General features: G+C 71.2%; 12 protein-coding genes and 1 rRNA gene (1 of these 13 running past the window's edge). 8 read left to right on the top strand and 5 right to left on the bottom strand.

Annotated features, from left to right (window positions below; all coding sequences use genetic code 11):
* Window positions 1–294 precede the first annotated feature (294 nt).
* Genes OHB13_RS04430 through OHB13_RS04420 form a run of 3 tightly spaced genes read left to right on the top strand, consistent with a single transcriptional unit; the run spans window position 295 to window position 2,942 of the window.
* A complete protein-coding gene (locus tag OHB13_RS04430; RefSeq protein ID WP_266859129.1) occupies window positions 295–1,188 on the top strand; it encodes an ABC transporter permease in 894 nt (297 codons plus the stop codon).
* Window positions 1,161–1,904 (top strand): ABC transporter ATP-binding protein, encoded by a 744-nt coding sequence (locus OHB13_RS04425; protein ID WP_266859131.1) that lies wholly within the window; start codon window positions 1,161–1,163, stop codon window positions 1,902–1,904. The genes OHB13_RS04430 and OHB13_RS04425 overlap by 28 nt, the downstream gene beginning before the upstream one ends.
* Window positions 1,905–1,949: 45 nt before the next feature.
* Window positions 1,950–2,942, top strand: a complete 993-nt coding sequence (locus OHB13_RS04420; protein WP_328375788.1) for an ABC transporter substrate-binding protein — start codon at window positions 1,950–1,952, stop codon at window positions 2,940–2,942.
* A 132-nt stretch (window positions 2,943–3,074) separates the two neighbouring features.
* Here the strand turns inward: OHB13_RS04420 and OHB13_RS04415 are convergent, their stop codons facing one another.
* The gene (locus OHB13_RS04415) at window positions 3,075–3,884 is read right to left on the bottom strand and encodes a M15 family metallopeptidase (protein WP_266859134.1); all 810 of its coding nucleotides are present in this window, start codon (window positions 3,882–3,884) and stop codon (window positions 3,075–3,077) included.
* Window positions 3,885–3,947: 63 nt separating this feature from the next.
* On the opposite strand from OHB13_RS04415, the gene OHB13_RS04410 reads away from it, so the two are divergent.
* On the top strand, window positions 3,948–4,484 hold the full coding sequence (locus OHB13_RS04410; RefSeq protein ID WP_328375787.1) for an NUDIX domain-containing protein: 537 nt from the start codon (window positions 3,948–3,950) through the stop codon (window positions 4,482–4,484).
* A 94-nt stretch (window positions 4,485–4,578) separates the two neighbouring features.
* On the opposite strand, the gene OHB13_RS04405 is transcribed toward OHB13_RS04410, so the two are convergent.
* Window positions 4,579–6,930 (bottom strand): glycoside hydrolase family 31 protein, encoded by a 2,352-nt coding sequence (locus OHB13_RS04405; RefSeq protein WP_328375786.1) that lies wholly within the window; start codon window positions 6,928–6,930, stop codon window positions 4,579–4,581.
* Window positions 6,931–7,146: 216 nt separating this feature from the next.
* Between OHB13_RS04405 and OHB13_RS04400 the strand changes: the two genes are divergently transcribed.
* Window positions 7,147–9,120 (top strand): acetoacetate--CoA ligase, encoded by a 1,974-nt coding sequence (locus tag OHB13_RS04400; RefSeq protein WP_328375784.1) that lies wholly within the window; start codon window positions 7,147–7,149, stop codon window positions 9,118–9,120.
* 65 nt (window positions 9,121–9,185) lie between these two features.
* Here the strand turns inward: OHB13_RS04400 and OHB13_RS04395 are convergent, their stop codons facing one another.
* Complete coding sequence (locus OHB13_RS04395) at window positions 9,186–10,505, bottom strand: aminotransferase class I/II-fold pyridoxal phosphate-dependent enzyme (RefSeq protein ID WP_328375783.1); 1,320 nt, start codon at window positions 10,503–10,505, stop codon at window positions 9,186–9,188.
* 45 nt (window positions 10,506–10,550) lie between these two features.
* Between OHB13_RS04395 and OHB13_RS04390 the strand changes: the two genes are divergently transcribed.
* Window positions 10,551–11,855 carry an MFS transporter gene (locus OHB13_RS04390; protein ID WP_328375782.1) on the top strand — a complete coding sequence of 435 codons (1,305 nt, stop codon included), beginning with the start codon at window positions 10,551–10,553 and terminating at the stop codon, window positions 11,853–11,855.
* Window positions 11,856–11,877: 22 nt separating this feature from the next.
* Window positions 11,878–12,762, top strand: coding sequence for a hypothetical protein (locus OHB13_RS04385; RefSeq protein ID WP_266859146.1), 885 nt, complete (start codon window positions 11,878–11,880; stop codon window positions 12,760–12,762).
* 113 nt (window positions 12,763–12,875) lie between these two features.
* Here the strand turns inward: OHB13_RS04385 and ptsP are convergent, their stop codons facing one another.
* Both ptsP and OHB13_RS04375 read right to left on the bottom strand, forming a co-directional pair.
* A complete protein-coding gene (gene ptsP, locus OHB13_RS04380) occupies window positions 12,876–14,546 on the bottom strand; it encodes a phosphoenolpyruvate--protein phosphotransferase (protein ID WP_266859148.1) in 1,671 nt (556 codons plus the stop codon).
* Window positions 14,547–14,623: 77 nt separating this feature from the next.
* Window positions 14,624–15,073 (bottom strand): PTS sugar transporter subunit IIA, encoded by a 450-nt coding sequence (locus OHB13_RS04375; RefSeq protein WP_266859150.1) that lies wholly within the window; start codon window positions 15,071–15,073, stop codon window positions 14,624–14,626.
* A gap of 648 nt (window positions 15,074–15,721) precedes the next feature.
* On the opposite strand from OHB13_RS04375, the gene OHB13_RS04370 reads away from it, so the two are divergent.
* A 16S ribosomal RNA gene (locus OHB13_RS04370) occupies window positions 15,722–15,957 on the top strand (it continues 1,290 nt past the right edge of the window).

Genomic DNA, 15,957 nt, shown 5'->3' with positions numbered 1-15,957 from the left:
CGTCGGGCGCGCATGGGGCGACGTCCGATGGGCGAGACGCCGGTTGACCGCCCGAGGGTCCCACCTGCTAGCTTCTGCCCCGTGTTCATGTCGCATTTACCAGAAGTCCGCTCCGTGAGGTCACCTTGACCCGCTGATCGTGACCTCTGCCGCTACCGCACGCTGCCTGGACTGCCGACGCCTTCAGGCTTCCCACCGCTCCCCGTCTCGCGCCCGGCGCCGTGACGGCGCTCCGCCGTCGGCACCACCGACAGCCGCGCGCCCGCGCCCTCTCGCCCCGACGTGGAGCCCCTGATGAGTACCAACGACACATCCCCCCAACCGGGCATATGCGGGGCTTCGGCCACGGGCCCTGAGGGGGTGGGCCCATCCGGTGCGGCGGGCGTCGACCTGGAACCCATCGTCTCCGCGTCGTCCCGGCGCCGCAGCGTGCCGCGCTGGCTCCGACGCGCCTCCGGGCCCTTGCTGCTGCTGGCCCTGTGGCAGGTGTTCAGCGCCACCGGGGCACTCCAGCCGGACATCCTTGCCTCCCCGGGCACCATCGCCCGTACCGCGGGCGGGCTGATCGCCGACGGCACGCTGCCGTCAGCGATGGCGGTCTCCGTGCAACGCGTCGCCGTCGGACTGGCGCTGGGCGCGACGGCCGGGGTCGGTCTTGGGCTGCTGTCCGGGCTGCTGCGGATCGGCGAGGACCTGATCGACGCTGTGGTGCAGATGCTGCGCGCGGTGCCGTTCGCCGGGCTCATCCCGCTGCTGATCGTCTGGCTGGGCATCGGTGAGACGGTCAAGGCGACGCTGATCGCCTTCGCCGTGGCCTTCCCGCTGTACATGAACACCTACGCCGGGATCCGTGGCGTGGACCAGCAGTTGATCGAGGCCGGCGCCACGCTGGGACTGGGCCGGTGGGGCCTGATCCGCCATGTCGTGCTGCCCGGGGCGCTGCCCGGCGCCCTGACCGGGCTGAGGTTCGCGCTGGGCTCGGCGTGGCTGGCCCTGGTCTTCGGCGAGACGGTCAACGCCGGCGACGGCATCGGCTTCCTGATGGATCAGGCCCGTGAGTACTACCGCACCGACGTCATCGTGGTCTGCCTGATCGTCTACGCCTGCCTCGGCCTGGCCGCCGATGTCGTCGTCCGCACGCTGGAAAGGCTGTTGCTGCAATGGCGACCGACGTTCACGGGGAAGTGACCGCCGACCGGGCGGTCGTCGAGATCGCCGGTCTGGCCCGGGCCTTCGACGGCCGGGCCGTCCTCGACGGGCTGGAGCTCACGGTACGGCCGGGCGAGTTCGTGGCCCTGCTGGGACGCAGCGGCTGCGGCAAGAGCACGCTGCTGCGGATACTCGCCGGGCTCGACCGGGACATCGACGGCACCGTGCTCGTGCCTCGCCGCCGGGCGGTGGCCTTCCAGTCGCCCCGCCTGATGCCGTGGAAACGCGTGTGGCGCAACGTCGTGCTGGGCCTGCCGGGCCGCCCCTCGCGGGAGACCGCGGTACGGGCGCTGGCCGAGGTCGGCCTGGAGCACCGGGCGGATGCCTGGCCCAAGACACTCTCCGGCGGTGAGGCCCAACGCGCCTCGCTGGCACGGGCGCTGGTCCGCGAACCGGACCTGCTGCTGCTCGACGAGCCGTTCGGCGCACTCGACGCGCTCACCCGGATCAGGGCCCAGCAGCAGGTCGCCGAGGTGTGGCAGCGCAGAGGCTGCGCCGTCCTGCTCGTCACGCATGACGTGGAGGAAGCGCTGCTGCTGGCCGACCGGGTCCTGGTGATGCAGGACGGCGTCATCGCCCATGAGCAACCGGTGGACCTGCCACGCCCGCGCGACGTGGGCGCGCCGGAGTTCACCCTGCTGCGCGCCGGGCTGCTGGCCGAACTCGGCGTAGCGGCGGCCCAGGCCCCCTTCTGACCGTCCCCGCGACACATCTCCACTCAACCCGAAGAAAGACTCCCCATGAAACGACGCTGCCTCGGCGCCCTGCTCATCCCGTTCGCTCTGCTGACCACGGCATGCGGAGGGAAGTCCGCGGACACCCACACCAGGACCACTCTCAACGTCGGTGACCAGACGGGCGGCGACCGGGCCATGCTGGAAGCCTCCGGCGAGCTCGACAACATGCCGTACAAGATCAACTGGTCGAACTTCGCCTCCGGGCCGCTGCTGCTGGAAGCCGTCAACGCCAAGGCGGTCGACCTCGGCTGGACCGGCAACACCCCGCCGGTGTTCGCCGCCGCGTCCAAATCGAAGATCACCGTTGTGGGCGCGATGCACAGCTCGGTGGCGGGCACGGCCATCCTGGTGCCGAAGAACTCGCCGCTGAAGAGCGTCCACGATCTCAAGGGCAAGAAGATCGCGGTGATGCAGGGCACCACCGGGCACGACCTGCTGCTCGGCGTGCTCAGGAAGGCCGGAATGTCGATCAAGGACGTCAAGGTCGACTACCTCCAGTCCGCCGAGGCGAAGACCGCCTTCAAGCGGGGAGACGTCGATGCCTGGGCGGCGGCAGACCCGACCACCACCCAGGCGCTGGACGGCGGGAACGCCCGGGTCCTGGTGAGCGGACAGGGGCTGGTCAACGGTCTCACCTTCGATATCGCCTCCCCCTCCGCGCTGGCGAACAAGGGCAAGTCGGCAGCCATGAAGGACTACATGCAGCGGCTGCAGCGCGCCCGGAAGTGGGTCTACCAGCACCCGCAGCAGTGGGCGAAGGTGTGGGCCAAGGACACCGGCGTGCCGTACAAGGTGGCGCTGGACGCGGTGCGGCGTACGTCGGGCACGACGGTGCGGGTCGCCGTGGACCGGGCCGCCGTCGCATCGGAGCAGCAGATCGCCGACGAGTTCGCGGGCCTGAAGCTGATACCCGAGCGGTTCACGTTCTCCGACTTCGTCGACACCCGGTTCAACGCCGGTGTGCCGCCGTCCACCACCCCGCCCCACGCGTTCTGAAAGGCCGGACGACACGCCCGTACCGCCGTCACCGCCCCTGCCCGCGGGCGGTGACGGCCGGAGGGCACGAGGCGCCCTCACGAAGGTGAGCCGGAACCCGAGCCCATGGAGGGCACTCCGGAACCGGCGGTGTCAGCGGTGCCCGGCCACCGAACGCCACGCGACCGGGAAGTCGAAGTAGCGGTCGGGGTACACCTCCGGCTGGTAGGTGAAGTGCCACCATTCCTCGGGGAGGTTGACGAAGCCGACGGCGCCGAGTGCGGTCCGCAGCATGTCGCGGTTGGTGCGCTGGACGCCCTTGATCCGCGGGTCGTCGGTGTGCGCGAGGGTGTCGAAGCAGTCGAACCCGGTCCCCATGTCGATGGAGTTGTCCGGGAAGCGCTGCGCCTTCGGCGCGTAGCAGGGAGCCAGCGGCTGCCCGTGGCGGTACGGGCGGGTCGGCAGCGCCGGGAGTTTCACCAGCGTGAGATCCATGGTGCTGCCCCGGCTGTGGCCGGACTTCGCCGCGATGTAACCGTCCGCGAAGAGCCGCGACTTGTCGACCTGCGGATAGAACTCGGCCTTCATCGCCAGGGCATTCGGGTCCTCGGCCCAGCGCACGAAGCGGTCGACGGCGCGCTGCGGCCGGTAGCAGTCGTAGACCTTGAGCGAGTAGCCCCGGCGCAGCAGCTCCGTCTGGGCCCGGTGCAGGGCCTGCGCGGCGGGGCGGGTGAGGATGCACAGGGGCTGGTCGTAGCCGTCGACCGGTGCGCCCGTGAAGTTGTGCTCGTACGGGTAGCGCATCTCCTGGATGATCGTCGGGTCCACGGAGCGCAGCGCGACGAAGTCCCGGGGCGCCCGCGGCTCCCGCTGCGCCCCGGCGGCCGGTGTGACGGAGGAGAGGGCGAGCAGGGCGGCGGCGGCCACGGCCAGGGACCGTGCGGCGGATGTCAGTCGTGTCATGGGCATTCCATCTATCAGGTGAACGGCCCGCAGGGGAAGCACGATCGGCTACAGTCCGCGCTCATGAACGAGCCTGCCGACGAGCATCGCGACGAGCCTGTCAGGGATTCCCACTGTTCGAGCTGTGGCGCTCCGTTCGCCGCCGCCGCCGGATGGCCCCGCACCTGCCCGTCCTGCGGGACCACGGCCTACCGCAACCCACTGCCCGTCGCCGTGGCGCTGCTGCCGGTACGCGACGGGCAGGGCACCGGACTCGCCGTCATCACCCGGACCAACGAGCCGCAGGCCGGCGGGATCGCCCTGCCCGGCGGCTTCATCGACGGCGTCGAAACGTGGCAGCACGCGGTCGTGCGTGAGCTGCGGGAGGAGACGGGCATCACCGCCCGGCAGCAGGACGTACGGCTGGCCGACGCGCGCAGCTCGCCGGACGGCCATCTGCTGCTCTTCGGCCTGCTCCCGGAACGTGCGGCGGCCGGCCTTCCGCTGTCCGAACCCACCGACGAGACAACAGGCTGGCACATCCTGCGGGCCCCCACGGACCTCTGCTTCCCGTTGCAGACCGCGGTAGTCCGGGGCTGGTTCGCCGGACGGTACAGCTGAATCCGGGCCGGGGTCCGGCCCTTGCCGGTCCAGGACACACGACTCTCCGCACCAGGCCCGGACCACGCTGAACCTGCCGTCCGGACGACAGCCCCTACGTCCCGAGCCCCCGCACCCGCACCCGGCATCCGGGCTCCACCGCGCCCTCCGCCACCACGCGCCCCACCACCACCCGGCCGTCCTCCAGCGCCGTGGTGTAGCGCTCGACCTCCGGCTCCTCCCACCCGTCACCGGCGTCCCGTACGACCACCCCGCCCCCCGTACGCCCGGCGGCCGGCGCCCAGACCTCCAGCTCCGTACCGCCGTCGTCACCCCGTACCGGAATCACCGAACCGGCCCGCGCCAGCAACGGTACGCGCGACAGCGGCGCGTCCAGCACCACCTGCCCCGGCCCCTCGTGGGCCGCGCCGGTCGCCGTGTCGTACCACCGGCCCCGCGGCAGCCGCACCGCCCGCCGGTCGCCGCCGGGGTCGAGGACCGGCGCCACCAGAAGGCAGTCCCCGAGCAGGAAGGCGTCCTCGCACTCCCGCAGCGCGCGGTCCCCCGGCGAACTCCACCAGACCGGCCGGACATACGGGGCGCCGGTCAGCCGTGACACGTGCGCCAGCGTCACGAAGTACGGGTGCAGCCGCTCCCGTTCCACCAGTGCCGCCTTCGCGTGCACCAGCGTCTCCGGGCCGAACTCCCACGGCTCCCTGCGCCCGGCCCGGATCGCCGAGTGGGTGCGCAGCAGCGGCAGGAAGGACGCCAGCTGGAGCCAGCGCAGATACAGCTCGGGGGAGGGGCTGCCGTCGAAGCCGCCCACGTCGGGGCCCGAGTACGGCACCCCGCACAGCCCGAGACCCAGCACCAGCGACAGCGAGGCACGCAGCCCCGGCCAGCCCGTCGTCACATCGCCCGACCAGGTCCCGCCGTACCGCTGCATCCCCGCCCACCCGGAGCGCGAGAACAGAAAGGGGCGCTCATCGGGGCGCAGCGCCCGCAGCCCCTCGTAACCGGCCCGCGCCATCGTCAGACCGTAGACGTTGTGGGCCTCCCGGTGGTCGCCGCCGCGGCCCTCCAGAGCGTGCCGTGACGAGAGAGGCAGCGTCGGATCCCCGAACGGGACGATGGAGGCCGGCTCGTTCATGTCGTGCCAGAAACCCGCGAAGCCCTGCGCGAGCCGCTCCGCGTACAGCCCGCCCCACCAGGCACGTACCTGCGGCGCGGTGAAGTCGGGGAAGACGCACTCACCCGGCCAGACGACCCCGCGCGCCGCGCCGCCCCGCGCGTCCCCGACGAAGGCGTCCGCGGCCAGCCCCTCCTCGTACACGCGATTGCCCGGCTCGGCCGGCACCGCCGGATCGACGATCGAGACCAGCCGTATGCCGTCCCTGAGGAGCTCTCCCGCGAGGCCGGGAAGGTCCGGGAAGTGCTCGCGGTCGACGGTGAAGACCTGATGCCGGTCGAAGTGGTCGATGTCCAGATGCAGCGCCGTCAGAGGCAGCCCGTGCTCCCGGTATCCGGCGACGACCCTGCGGACCTCCCGCGCACTGCCGAAACCCCACCGCGCGTGCTGCGGTCCCAGCGCCCAGGACGGCGGGAGCGCGGGCCGGCCGGTCAGCGCCGTCCAGCCCAGCAGGACCCGCGCCGGGGTGCCGGCCACCACCCAGCAGCGCAGCGGACCGCCGCCCATCCGCACCTCGCTGGAACCCGGCCTGTCATGCCCGGAGCCCGCGCCCTCCTGACCCTCGGACAGCACCACCCGGCCCTCCCGGGTGTTGTCGTGGAAGACCAGATGAGTCCCGGCGTCGGCCACCACCAGCTGCACCGGCATCGTGATGTACAGCGGGTCGTCACCAGGTCCGAAGCCACCGCGCGGGTCGGTGTTCCACAGGTGGTACGTGCCGTCGCGCAGCCGGGGCCCCGACGCCCGCCCGCCGAGCCCGAAGAAGCGCGCGTCGGCCGGGACCTCGGCCCGCTGCACCCAGCGCGCCGCACCGCCGGACACCGGCTCCCACCAGCGCGGCGGCAGCTCACGGCGGATCCGCACACCGCCCGGAGTCAGGATCTCCACGGCCCCCTGCCGGGACACCGTGACGGTCACCCGCTCCGACACCACCCGCCACCCGCCGTCCTTGTCCGGTTCGAGGACGGCCCGGGGGTCCGCCTCCGGGCAGCCGGCCAGCGCGTACGAAGGAGTCGGCTCCGCGCCGTCCCACCCCCAGAAGACCGCGCCGCCCACCGCGACCCGTACCAGCAGCTCCGAGCGGGCGAAACGGATGACACCTCCGCCCGGCCGGTGCTCCACACCGGTCACCGCGCCGGGCACCCGCGCCCGCTCGGGGCCGGGCGGCGCGAGCGCCGCCGCGTCCGTGCGCCGTCTGCGCAGGGCGGTGCGCAGGGCCAGCCGCCCCCGAGCCGAACCGAACGCCTTCACCGAGCGAACCAGGCCGCGACCGTCCATGCTGATCACACTGCCACCCCGGCCCCGGGACGCGAGGGCCGTTCAACCGTCGTTCACCTCGCCCTTGACCAGATGTTCACCATGCCGACGCCGGTCGGCCCGCCCTGGTGCGCAGGACGATCACATGGCATCGTCGCTGCCAGCCGTGTCACGCGCACACCCCTCGCACGTGCGCGCCCACACGCGACACCACGCGTACAGCCCGGGAGCCGCCCCATGAACCCATCGAACACCGCGCCCCTCTGGCAGCCCAGCCAGGAACGGATCGACGGTGCCAGGATCACCCGCTTCCAGGCGTGGGCCGCCGAACGGTACGGCGCACCCGCGGACGGCGGGTACGCGGCACTGCACCGCTGGTCGGTCGAGGAACTCGCCACCTTCTGGGAAGCGGTCGCCGACTGGTTCGGCATCCGGTTCACGACCCCGTACGAGAGCGTGCTCGCCGACCGCTCCATGCCGGGCGCCCGGTGGTTCCCCGGAGCCACCGTCAACTACGCGGAACACGCCCTGCGGACCGCCACCGACCCGGACCGCGCGCAGGAGCCCGCCCTGCTGCACGTCGACGAGAGCCAGGATCCGCAGGCCGTCAGCTGGTCCGAACTGCGCCGCCAAGTAGGAGCGCTCGCCGCCGAACTGCGCGCACTGGGCGTACGCCCCGGCGACCGCGTCAGCGGCTACCTGCCCAACATCCCGCAGGCCGTCACCGCGCTGCTCGCCACCGCCGCGGTCGGCGCGGTGTGGACCTCCTGCGCCCCCGACTTCGGCGCCCGCAGCGTCCTCGACCGTTTCCAGCAGGTCGAACCGGTCGTCCTGTTCGCCGTCGACGGCTACCGCTACGGCGGCAAGTCCCACGACCGGCGCGACACCGTCGCCGAACTCCGCGCCGAACTGCCCACCCTGCGCGCCGTGATCCATGTGCCGCTGCTCGGCACCCCGGCCCCGGACGGCGCGCTCGACTGGTCCACCGTCACCTCCGGCGACGTGGAGCCGGTGTTCGAGCAGGTCCCGTTCGACCACCCGCTCTGGGTGCTCTACTCATCGGGCACGACCGGACTCCCCAAGGCCATCGTGCAGTCCCAGGGCGGCATCCTGATCGAGCACCTCAAACAGCTCGGCCTGCACTGCGACCTCGGTCCCGGCGACCGCTTCTTCTGGTACACCTCCACCGGCTGGATGATGTGGAACTTCCTCGTCTCCGGTCTGCTCACCGGGACCACGATCGTCCTGTACGACGGCAGCCCCGGCTTCCCGGGCACCGACGCGCAGTGGCGCATCGCCGAAACCACCGGGACAACACTGTTCGGCACGTCCGCCGCCTATGTCATGGCCTGCCGCAAGGCGGGCGTCCAGCCCGCCCGCGACCACGACCTCTCCCGCGTCAAGTGCGTAGCGACGACCGGCTCCCCGCTGCCGCCCGACGGCTTCCGCTGGCTCCACGAAGCGGCGGGCGAGGATCTCTGGATCGCCTCGGTCAGCGGCGGTACGGACGTGTGCAGCTGCTTCGCGGGCGCCGTGCCCACCCTCCCGGTCCACATCGGGGAACTCCAGGCGGCCTGCCTCGGGACCGACCTCCAGGCCTGGGACCCGCAGGGCAGGCCGCTCATCGACGAGGTCGGCGAACTCGTCGTCACCAACCCCATGCCGTCCATGCCGATCTGCTTCTGGAACGACCCCGACGGCAGCCGCTATCTGAGCAGTTACTTCGAGACGTACCCCGGAGTCTGGCGGCACGGCGACTGGATCACGATCACCGGACACGGCTCCGTGATCATCCACGGACGCTCGGACTCCACTCTCAACCGGCAGGGCGTCCGGATGGGATCCGCCGACATCTACGAAGCGGTCGAGCGGCTCCCCGAGATCCGCGAGTCACTGGTCATCGGGGTCGAAGAGCCCGACGGCGGCTACTGGATGCCGCTCTTCGTCCACCTCGCGCCGGGCACCCCGCTCGACGACGGCCTGCGGCTGCGCATCAAGCAGACGATCCGCGAGCAGCTGTCGCCGCGCCATGTACCCGACGACATCATCGAGGTCCCCGGCGTCCCGCACACCCTCACCGGCAAGCGCATCGAGGTTCCGGTCAAACGGCTGCTCCAGGGCGCGGCGCTCGACAAGGCGGTCAACCCCGGCTCGGTCGACAACCTCGAACTGCTGCACTTCTACGAGAAGCTGGCCCGCGACCGCGGCTGACCACTGCGGCTCACGACGTCGCCGCCGGCCCAGGGACGCTCTGCGAACACGGCACGACCGAACCCTCAGCCCCCGTACGTGGCCTCGGACTCGCCCAGCACCTCCGCGAAGTCCGAGGCCAGCGCGGCCGCTCCGGCCTCGGTCAGGGTGGCCACCGTGATCCGTACGGCCGGGGGAGTCGCGATACGGAACCGCGCCCCCGCCGCGATCCACCAGCCGCGCGACCGCATACCGTTGACCACCGCGGACTCGTCCCGCACCGGCACCCAGACATTGAGCCCGCTCGCCCCGTGCGCCGGAATCCCCAGTTCCGCGAGGTGCGCGACCAGGGCCCCCCTGCGCTCCGTGTACGTCCGTCCGGCCCGTTCGACCAGTGTGCGCACCGGCGCATCGGACATGGCCCGCGCGACCGTCTCCTGCAGCAGATGGCTGACCCACCCGGACGTCAGCAGCATCCGGCCGTCATGGCGGGCCAGCGTCGTCGCATCGCAGGCCACCGCTGCCCAGCGCAGATCGATCCCCAGATGCTTGGAGACGGTCCGCACCTGCGCCCAGCGGGCCAGACCGCCCGAAGCCAGCGGGAACGGCGCCACGCCCGCGACATCGGCGTTGTGGTCGTCCTCGACGACCAGCACATCGGGAAACCCCGCCAGCGCATCGAGGAGCGCCGCCCGGCGCGCAGCCGAGAAGCAGCCGCCGACCGGACTCTGCCCCCGCGGACTGCACACCACGGCGCGCGCACCGGCCCGCAGCGCGGCGCGCAGGGCGTCCGGGCGGATGCCCTCGTCGTCCACCGCGACCGGAGCGATCCGCAGCCCCAACGCCGGTACGAGATCCAGGAGATGGTGAAATCCCGGATCCTCGACGGCGACCGTGTCACCCGGTTTCAGCTCCACCGAGAGCAGCCGGGCCATGCAGTCGAGCGCCCCGTGCGAGAACGTCACCCGCTCGTGCGGCACCCCGTCCCGCGCGAACCACTCCCGCGACAGCTCCTCCAGGGCGGGCAGCCGCGGCGAACCCCGGTGCGAACCCTGTACGGGGTCGACCCGCCCGGGCGGCAGCAGTACGGGGAGCAGCGCCGGGTCCGGATACCCGCCCGCCAGGTCACGTACCCCCGGCGGCACCTTCGGCGGTCGCCGCGAACCCACCGCCGGGGCCTGCGCCACCACCGTGCCGCCCCGCCCGCGCGTGATCACGATGCCGCGCTGCCGCAGCTCCCGGTACGCCATCGCGACCGTGCCCGGGCTCACACCGAGCCCCTCGGCAAGCCTGCGCACCGGAGGCAGGGCGTCTCCCGGGCCCAACAGGCCCTCGGTCACGCCCTGTTCGACCGAGGCCGAAATGTCCCTGGCCGTCGTACCACTGATCCCATATTGTGTTACCACGTAGCTGAGTATGTATCAGTACATAGGTCTGGTCAAGGGGGAACAATGAAAACGAGCCGGCGCCGAGCCGCACTGTACGAACGGATCCCGGGCGGCGAGGACGGCCGCCGGATGCTCTGGATCGCCCTCATCAACAAAGCGGGGACCGGACTCTGGATGGGCGCCGCCGCGCTCTACTTCACTCTTGTCGCCGGCCTCTCGGTCGCCCAGGTCGGCATCCTCATGGGGGTCTCGGGGGCCGCCGGCATCGCGGGCGCACCGCTCGCCGGCCATCTCGCCGACCGGTTCCCCCTCACCCGCGTCCTGGTGGCCGCCCAGGTCCAGCAGGCACTGGCCCTGCTCGCGCTGCTCACCACACACAGCTTCACGCTGATGCTCCTCTACTCCGCCGTCGGCAGCCTCGGCGACCGCGGGTCCAACGTCCTCACCAAGCTCTACTCGGCCCGGGTGGGCGGAGCCGACCGCATCCGCTACCAGGCGGTCCAGCGCACGGTCTCCAACGCGGGCTGGGCCATCGGCGGCCTCGCCGCGGCCGTCACCCTCGGCGTCGGGACCACTCACGCCTACTACGCCCTGCTCATCGGCAACGCCGTGTCGTACGCCGTGGTCGCGGCCCTCACCGTGCGCTGCGCCGAACCGCCGGCTCCCTCCCGGGTCGTCACGGGTTCGGCCGGTACGGGTCCGGTCGTCACAGGTTCGGAGGAACCGGCCCTCGCCGCCCCGCCGCCCAACCCCTGGCGCGACCGCACGTACCTCCTCTTCACCGCGACCGAGACGATGCTCTTCCTGGACGACGCCGTGCTGCAGGTCGGGATGCCGCTGTGGATCGTCCACGCCACCACGGCCCCGCACGGCCTGGCGCCCCTGCTGATGGTCCTCAACTGCGTCATGGTCGTCTTCTGCCAGGTGCCGCTCAGCCGGTTCGCCTCCACCCCGCAGACGGCCCGCACCCTCCTGATGCCGCTCGCCGGCTCCTTCACGGCCGGCTGCCTCGCGATGACCGCTTCGTCGCACGGCGGCACCTGGGCAGCCGTCACCGCGCTGATCCTCGCCGCGATCGCGCTGACCGTCGCCGAGATGCTGCACGCCACGGCCTCCTGGGAACTCTCGGTCACCCTCGCCGACGACGAGGCGCAGGGCGCCTACCTCGGGGTGCACGGGCTCGCCCAGTCCGCCCAGCGCAGCGGCGGGCCCCTGCTCGTCACCGCGGTGATCGCCGCAGGTCCGCTGGGATGGCCCGTACTCGCCGCAGGTGTCGTAGCGACCTGCGCGGCGCAGAGCCGTCTGGTGCGGACCCGGCTGTCCGCAACGGCGTTGTCAGTGCCCCCGGCTACTGTGAGTGAGCACTGATCGAGCGCGCTCAGGGGGAGTCATGGCGCAGACACACCGGACCGGATCCATGCGGCACGCACTGCGCCGCGAAGCACCGAGCACCGTCGGCCTGCTGGCCGACGAGCAGGACTTCGCGGTGATGCGGCGCTACCGCACCTTCACCTTCGACGACCACACGGCCTACCTCCAGCAGGTCGAGGGCCTGCTGCGGGCCCTCACCGCCGAGGAGGTGCACACGACGGTCGCTCTCTTCGACCCCGAGGAGTACGAGGAGTTCTGCACGGCGGCCGGGCTCGACCCGGACTCGGCGGACAGCCGGACGCGCTTCACCGCGGGCATCGCGGCGGACGGGGCGACCGTCCAGTACACCGGACAGCCCATCGACCGGCTGGTCCCGCTCCTCATCAACGCCGCAGTGTGCCGGGCCACTCTGGAGTACGCGACGATGGTGCTGGCCGAAGCGGGGGAGTGCGCCGACTGCGGCCAGGACATCGGCGCGACATCGTTCGACCGGGCCTCCCGCGCACTGAAGAGCCTGCTGGACGGGGCGGGCCCCGGGGTCCACCATCTCGTCTGCAGCATTCCCGCCGAGGACGAACCGCTCCTCGCCGTCCTGCACGCAGAGAGGGGCGAAGGCCCCCGCACCCGGCTCGACCGCGCGGAAGGCATGGCCTTCGTGACCGTGCTCGCCGCCGGTATGGCTCTGGAAAGCCCCGGCGGGATTGTCATCCGTACGACGGTGCCGGGCCAGGATGACACGGTCCGCGGCTGGCGGCTCCACCGAGGCCGACTGCAACCGCTCACCGCGGGCGAGGTGTTCAGCGCCTACTGCACCGACGCCGACACCGGCGACCCGGTGGCCCCGGAACCGGGCGTCGACTACTGCGCCGGATACGTGATCCCGGAGGACGACCCGCACCACTGACCTCTGACCTCTGACTCCTGATCACCGACCACCGACGCCCGAGGGGCTCCCGGCCGGACACGGCAGGAAGCCCCTCGAACAACACCACACCACCGGGCGCCGGAACCGCGCGACTACTCGCCGGACAGCACCGCCTGAGCGGCCAGCCGTGCTTCGTCCGCCGAGTCCGCGGCGCGCGCCGCGGCAGCCGCACGCTCGCACTGGGCGAGCGTGTGCTGCGCCAGCGTCGTGCGGACGTACGGAATGGCGGCCGCACCCATGGAAAGGCTGGTCACACCGAGACCGGTCAGCACACATGCCAGCGTCGGATCGGAGGCGGCCTCACCGCAGACACCACAGCTCTTGGCCTCGGCCTTCGCGGCCTCGGCGGCCATCGACACCAGGTCGAGCAGCGCGGGCTGCCACGGATCCTGCAGCCGGGACACCGCACCGACCTGCCGGTCCGCCGCGAAGGTGTACTGCGCCAGGTCGTTGGTGCCCAGCGAAAGGAACTCGACCTCGCGGAGGATGGACCGCGCCCGCAGCGCGGCGGACGGGATCTCCACCATCGCGCCGAACTTCGCGTGCAGCCCCGCCTCGCGGCAGGCGTCGGCGAACGCCTTGGCATCGGCCCGGTCCGCCACCATCGGCGCCATGACCTCCAGATACACCGGCAGCCCCTCAACTGCCCTGGCCAGCGCGGTCAACTGGGCCCGCAGCACATCGGGGTGGTCGAGGAGCGACCGAAGCCCCCGCACACCGAGGGCGGGGTTCGGCTCGTCGGCCGGCGTCAGGAAGTCCAGCGGCTTGTCGGCCCCGGCGTCCAGCACCCGCACCACAACCCGGCTCTCCGGAAACGCCTCCAGCACCGAGCGGTACGCCTCGACCTGCTTCGCCTCCGACGGCGCCTTCGCGGAGTCGTCCAGGAACAGGAACTCGGTACGGAAGAGGCCGACGCCCTCGGCGCCCGCCTCCAGTGCTGCGGCGACATCGTCCGGCCCGCCGATATTGGCCAGCAGCGGCACCTTGTGGCCGTCGGACGTCGCCCCGGGACCGGTCGAAGCGGACAGCGCGGCCTTGCGGGCGGCGGCCGCGGACACCAACTCGGCCCGCTTCTCGTCGCTGGGCCGGACGAAGATCTCTCCCGTACTGCCGTCGACGGCCACGACGGTGCCCTCGGCCAGCTCACCCGCACCGGGCAGGGCCACGACGGCCGGTACACCGAGTGCCCGGGCCAGGATGGCGCTGTGGCTGGTGGGCCCGCCCTCCTCGGTCACGAAACCGAGCACCAGCGCGGGGTCGAGCAGCGCGGTGTCCGCGGGAGCGAGATCCCGGGCGATCAGTACATAGGGCTCATCGCTGTCGGGCACACCCGGCATCGGGACACCCAGCAGCCGCGCGACGATACGGTTCCGCACATCGTCCAGGTCCGCGACCCGGCCCGCGAGATACTCACCGGCACCGGCCAGCAGCGCCCGGTACGAGGCGAACGCGTCGTACACCCCGCGCTCGGCCGAGCTGCCCACGGCGATACGCCGGTCGACATCGGCGATGAGCTCCGGGTCCTGGGCCATCATGGCCTGCGCCTCCAGCACGTGCTGCGCCTCGCCGCCGGCCAGATTTCCCCGCGCGATCAGGTCGGCGGCCACAGCTTTCACGGCCTGCCGGGCACGGCCCTGTTCACGTTCCGCGTCCTCCGCCGGGATCTGCTTGGCAGGCGGTTCGAGAACGGCCGTACCCATGTGCCTGACCTCGCCGATGGCCACACCGTGGCTCACGCCGACGCCTCGCAGCGTTGTCTGCATGTCACCCGTCTCCGTCTGTCGCGGCGCACTCCGGCGCCGGGGTGGTTGGCCGATGCACCGCTGTCACGGCGCCGGTGTCACTGCCAGCTGAAGAGCGACCCGCCGGCCGCGACGTCGCCGCTCTCCACAACGTCCGAGAGGGAATCGGCGGTGGCCTCCAGCGCGACGACCGGGCAGATGGGGGACTTTCCGGCGGCCTCGACCGCGACCGGATCCCAGCGCACCATGGCCTGCCCGCGCGTCACGGTGTCCCCCTTGTTGACGAGCAGTTCGAAGCCCTCGCCGTTGAGCTGAACGGTGTCGATACCGAGGTGCGTCAGTACTCCGTGCCCCTCCCCGTCGACGACGACGAAAGCATGAGGATGCAGGGAGACCACGATCCCGTCGACGGGTGCCACCGCGTCCGAGGGCTCGCGTACGGGGTCGATGGCAGTGCCCGGGCCCACCATCGCACCGGAGAAGACGGGGTCCGGCACCGCGGCCAGTCCAATCGCGCGTCCGGCGAGCGGGGATGTCACGCTGGTCATGTGGGGCCTCTCAGAGGGCGGCGTACTGTTTCAGCAGGGTAAGTCATAATAAGTCCCGGTTCCGCACTGGAGCGGCGGGTTGACAGACCCCGGGGTACCACGCAAGCGATTTGCCTGGCCCCTTGGCGAGCTGTACTGTCGTACTCCTGCCTGGCCCCGTCACGACTTCGAGTCGGGGGTCTGCAGTCTCTCGATCAGCCCAAGAATCTCAACCGCATTCTATTTCCGCATGCCCGCAGAAATAGTGGTCGGAGCGAGAGAAAAGGACTGATAGAGTCGGAACCGCCGGAAAGGGAAACGCGAAAGCGAAGAACTGGAAAGCGAGCCCGGCCGACCGGGAATCGGACACGAAAGAGTCTGATAGAGTCGGAAACGCAAGACCGAAGGGAAAAGCCCGGAGGAAAGCCCGAGAGGGTGAGTACAAAGGAAGCGTCCGTTCCTTGAGAACTCAACAGCGTGCCAAAAGTCAACGCCAGATATGTTGATACCCCGGCCCACCTCTGGTGGGTTGGTGGTTCCTTTGAAAAAGTCCCATTCCGGCCTTCGGGTACGGGGTGGGCAACACACAGCGAGGACGCTGTGGACAGTCGGCCTTATTCCGGTCGATTGTCCCGCTCAACGCGATGTGCACCCGATTACGGGTAAACATTCACGGAGAGTTTGATCCTGGCTCAGGACGAACGCTGGCGGCGTGCTTAACACATGCAAGTCGAACGATGAAGCCTTTCGGGGTGGATTAGTGGCGAACGGGTGAGTAACACGTGGGCAATCTGCCCTTCACTCTGGGACAAGCCCTGGAAACGGGGTCTAATACCGGATAATACCTTCTCCTGCATGGGAGGGGGTTGAAAGCTCCGGCGGTGAAGGATGAGCCCGCGGCCTAT

The organism is Streptomyces sp. NBC_00440, from assembly GCF_036014215.1.
In the GTDB taxonomy this organism is placed as follows: domain Bacteria; phylum Actinomycetota; class Actinomycetes; order Streptomycetales; family Streptomycetaceae; genus Streptomyces.
Note: the sequence above shows the minus strand (reverse complement) of the source record. Positions and strands in the feature narration are given on the sequence as shown.

Coding starts and splice junctions, on each gene's coding strand:
- OHB13_RS04430 (WP_266859129.1), top strand. CDS start 295: ATGAGTACCAACGACACATCCCCCCAACCGGGCATATGCGGGGCTTCG.
- OHB13_RS04425 (WP_266859131.1), top strand. CDS start 1,161: ATGGCGACCGACGTTCACGGGGAAGTGACCGCCGACCGGGCGGTCGTC.
- OHB13_RS04420 (WP_328375788.1), top strand. CDS start 1,950: ATGAAACGACGCTGCCTCGGCGCCCTGCTCATCCCGTTCGCTCTGCTG.
- OHB13_RS04415 (WP_266859134.1), bottom strand. CDS start 3,884: ATGACACGACTGACATCCGCCGCACGGTCCCTGGCCGTGGCCGCCGCC.
- OHB13_RS04410 (WP_328375787.1), top strand. CDS start 3,948: ATGAACGAGCCTGCCGACGAGCATCGCGACGAGCCTGTCAGGGATTCC.
- OHB13_RS04405 (WP_328375786.1), bottom strand. CDS start 6,930: ATGGACGGTCGCGGCCTGGTTCGCTCGGTGAAGGCGTTCGGTTCGGCT.
- OHB13_RS04400 (WP_328375784.1), top strand. CDS start 7,147: ATGAACCCATCGAACACCGCGCCCCTCTGGCAGCCCAGCCAGGAACGG.
- OHB13_RS04390 (WP_328375782.1), top strand. CDS start 10,551: ATGAAAACGAGCCGGCGCCGAGCCGCACTGTACGAACGGATCCCGGGC.
- OHB13_RS04385 (WP_266859146.1), top strand. CDS start 11,878: ATGGCGCAGACACACCGGACCGGATCCATGCGGCACGCACTGCGCCGC.
- ptsP (WP_266859148.1), bottom strand. CDS start 14,546: ATGCAGACAACGCTGCGAGGCGTCGGCGTGAGCCACGGTGTGGCCATC.
- OHB13_RS04375 (WP_266859150.1), bottom strand. CDS start 15,073: ATGACCAGCGTGACATCCCCGCTCGCCGGACGCGCGATTGGACTGGCC.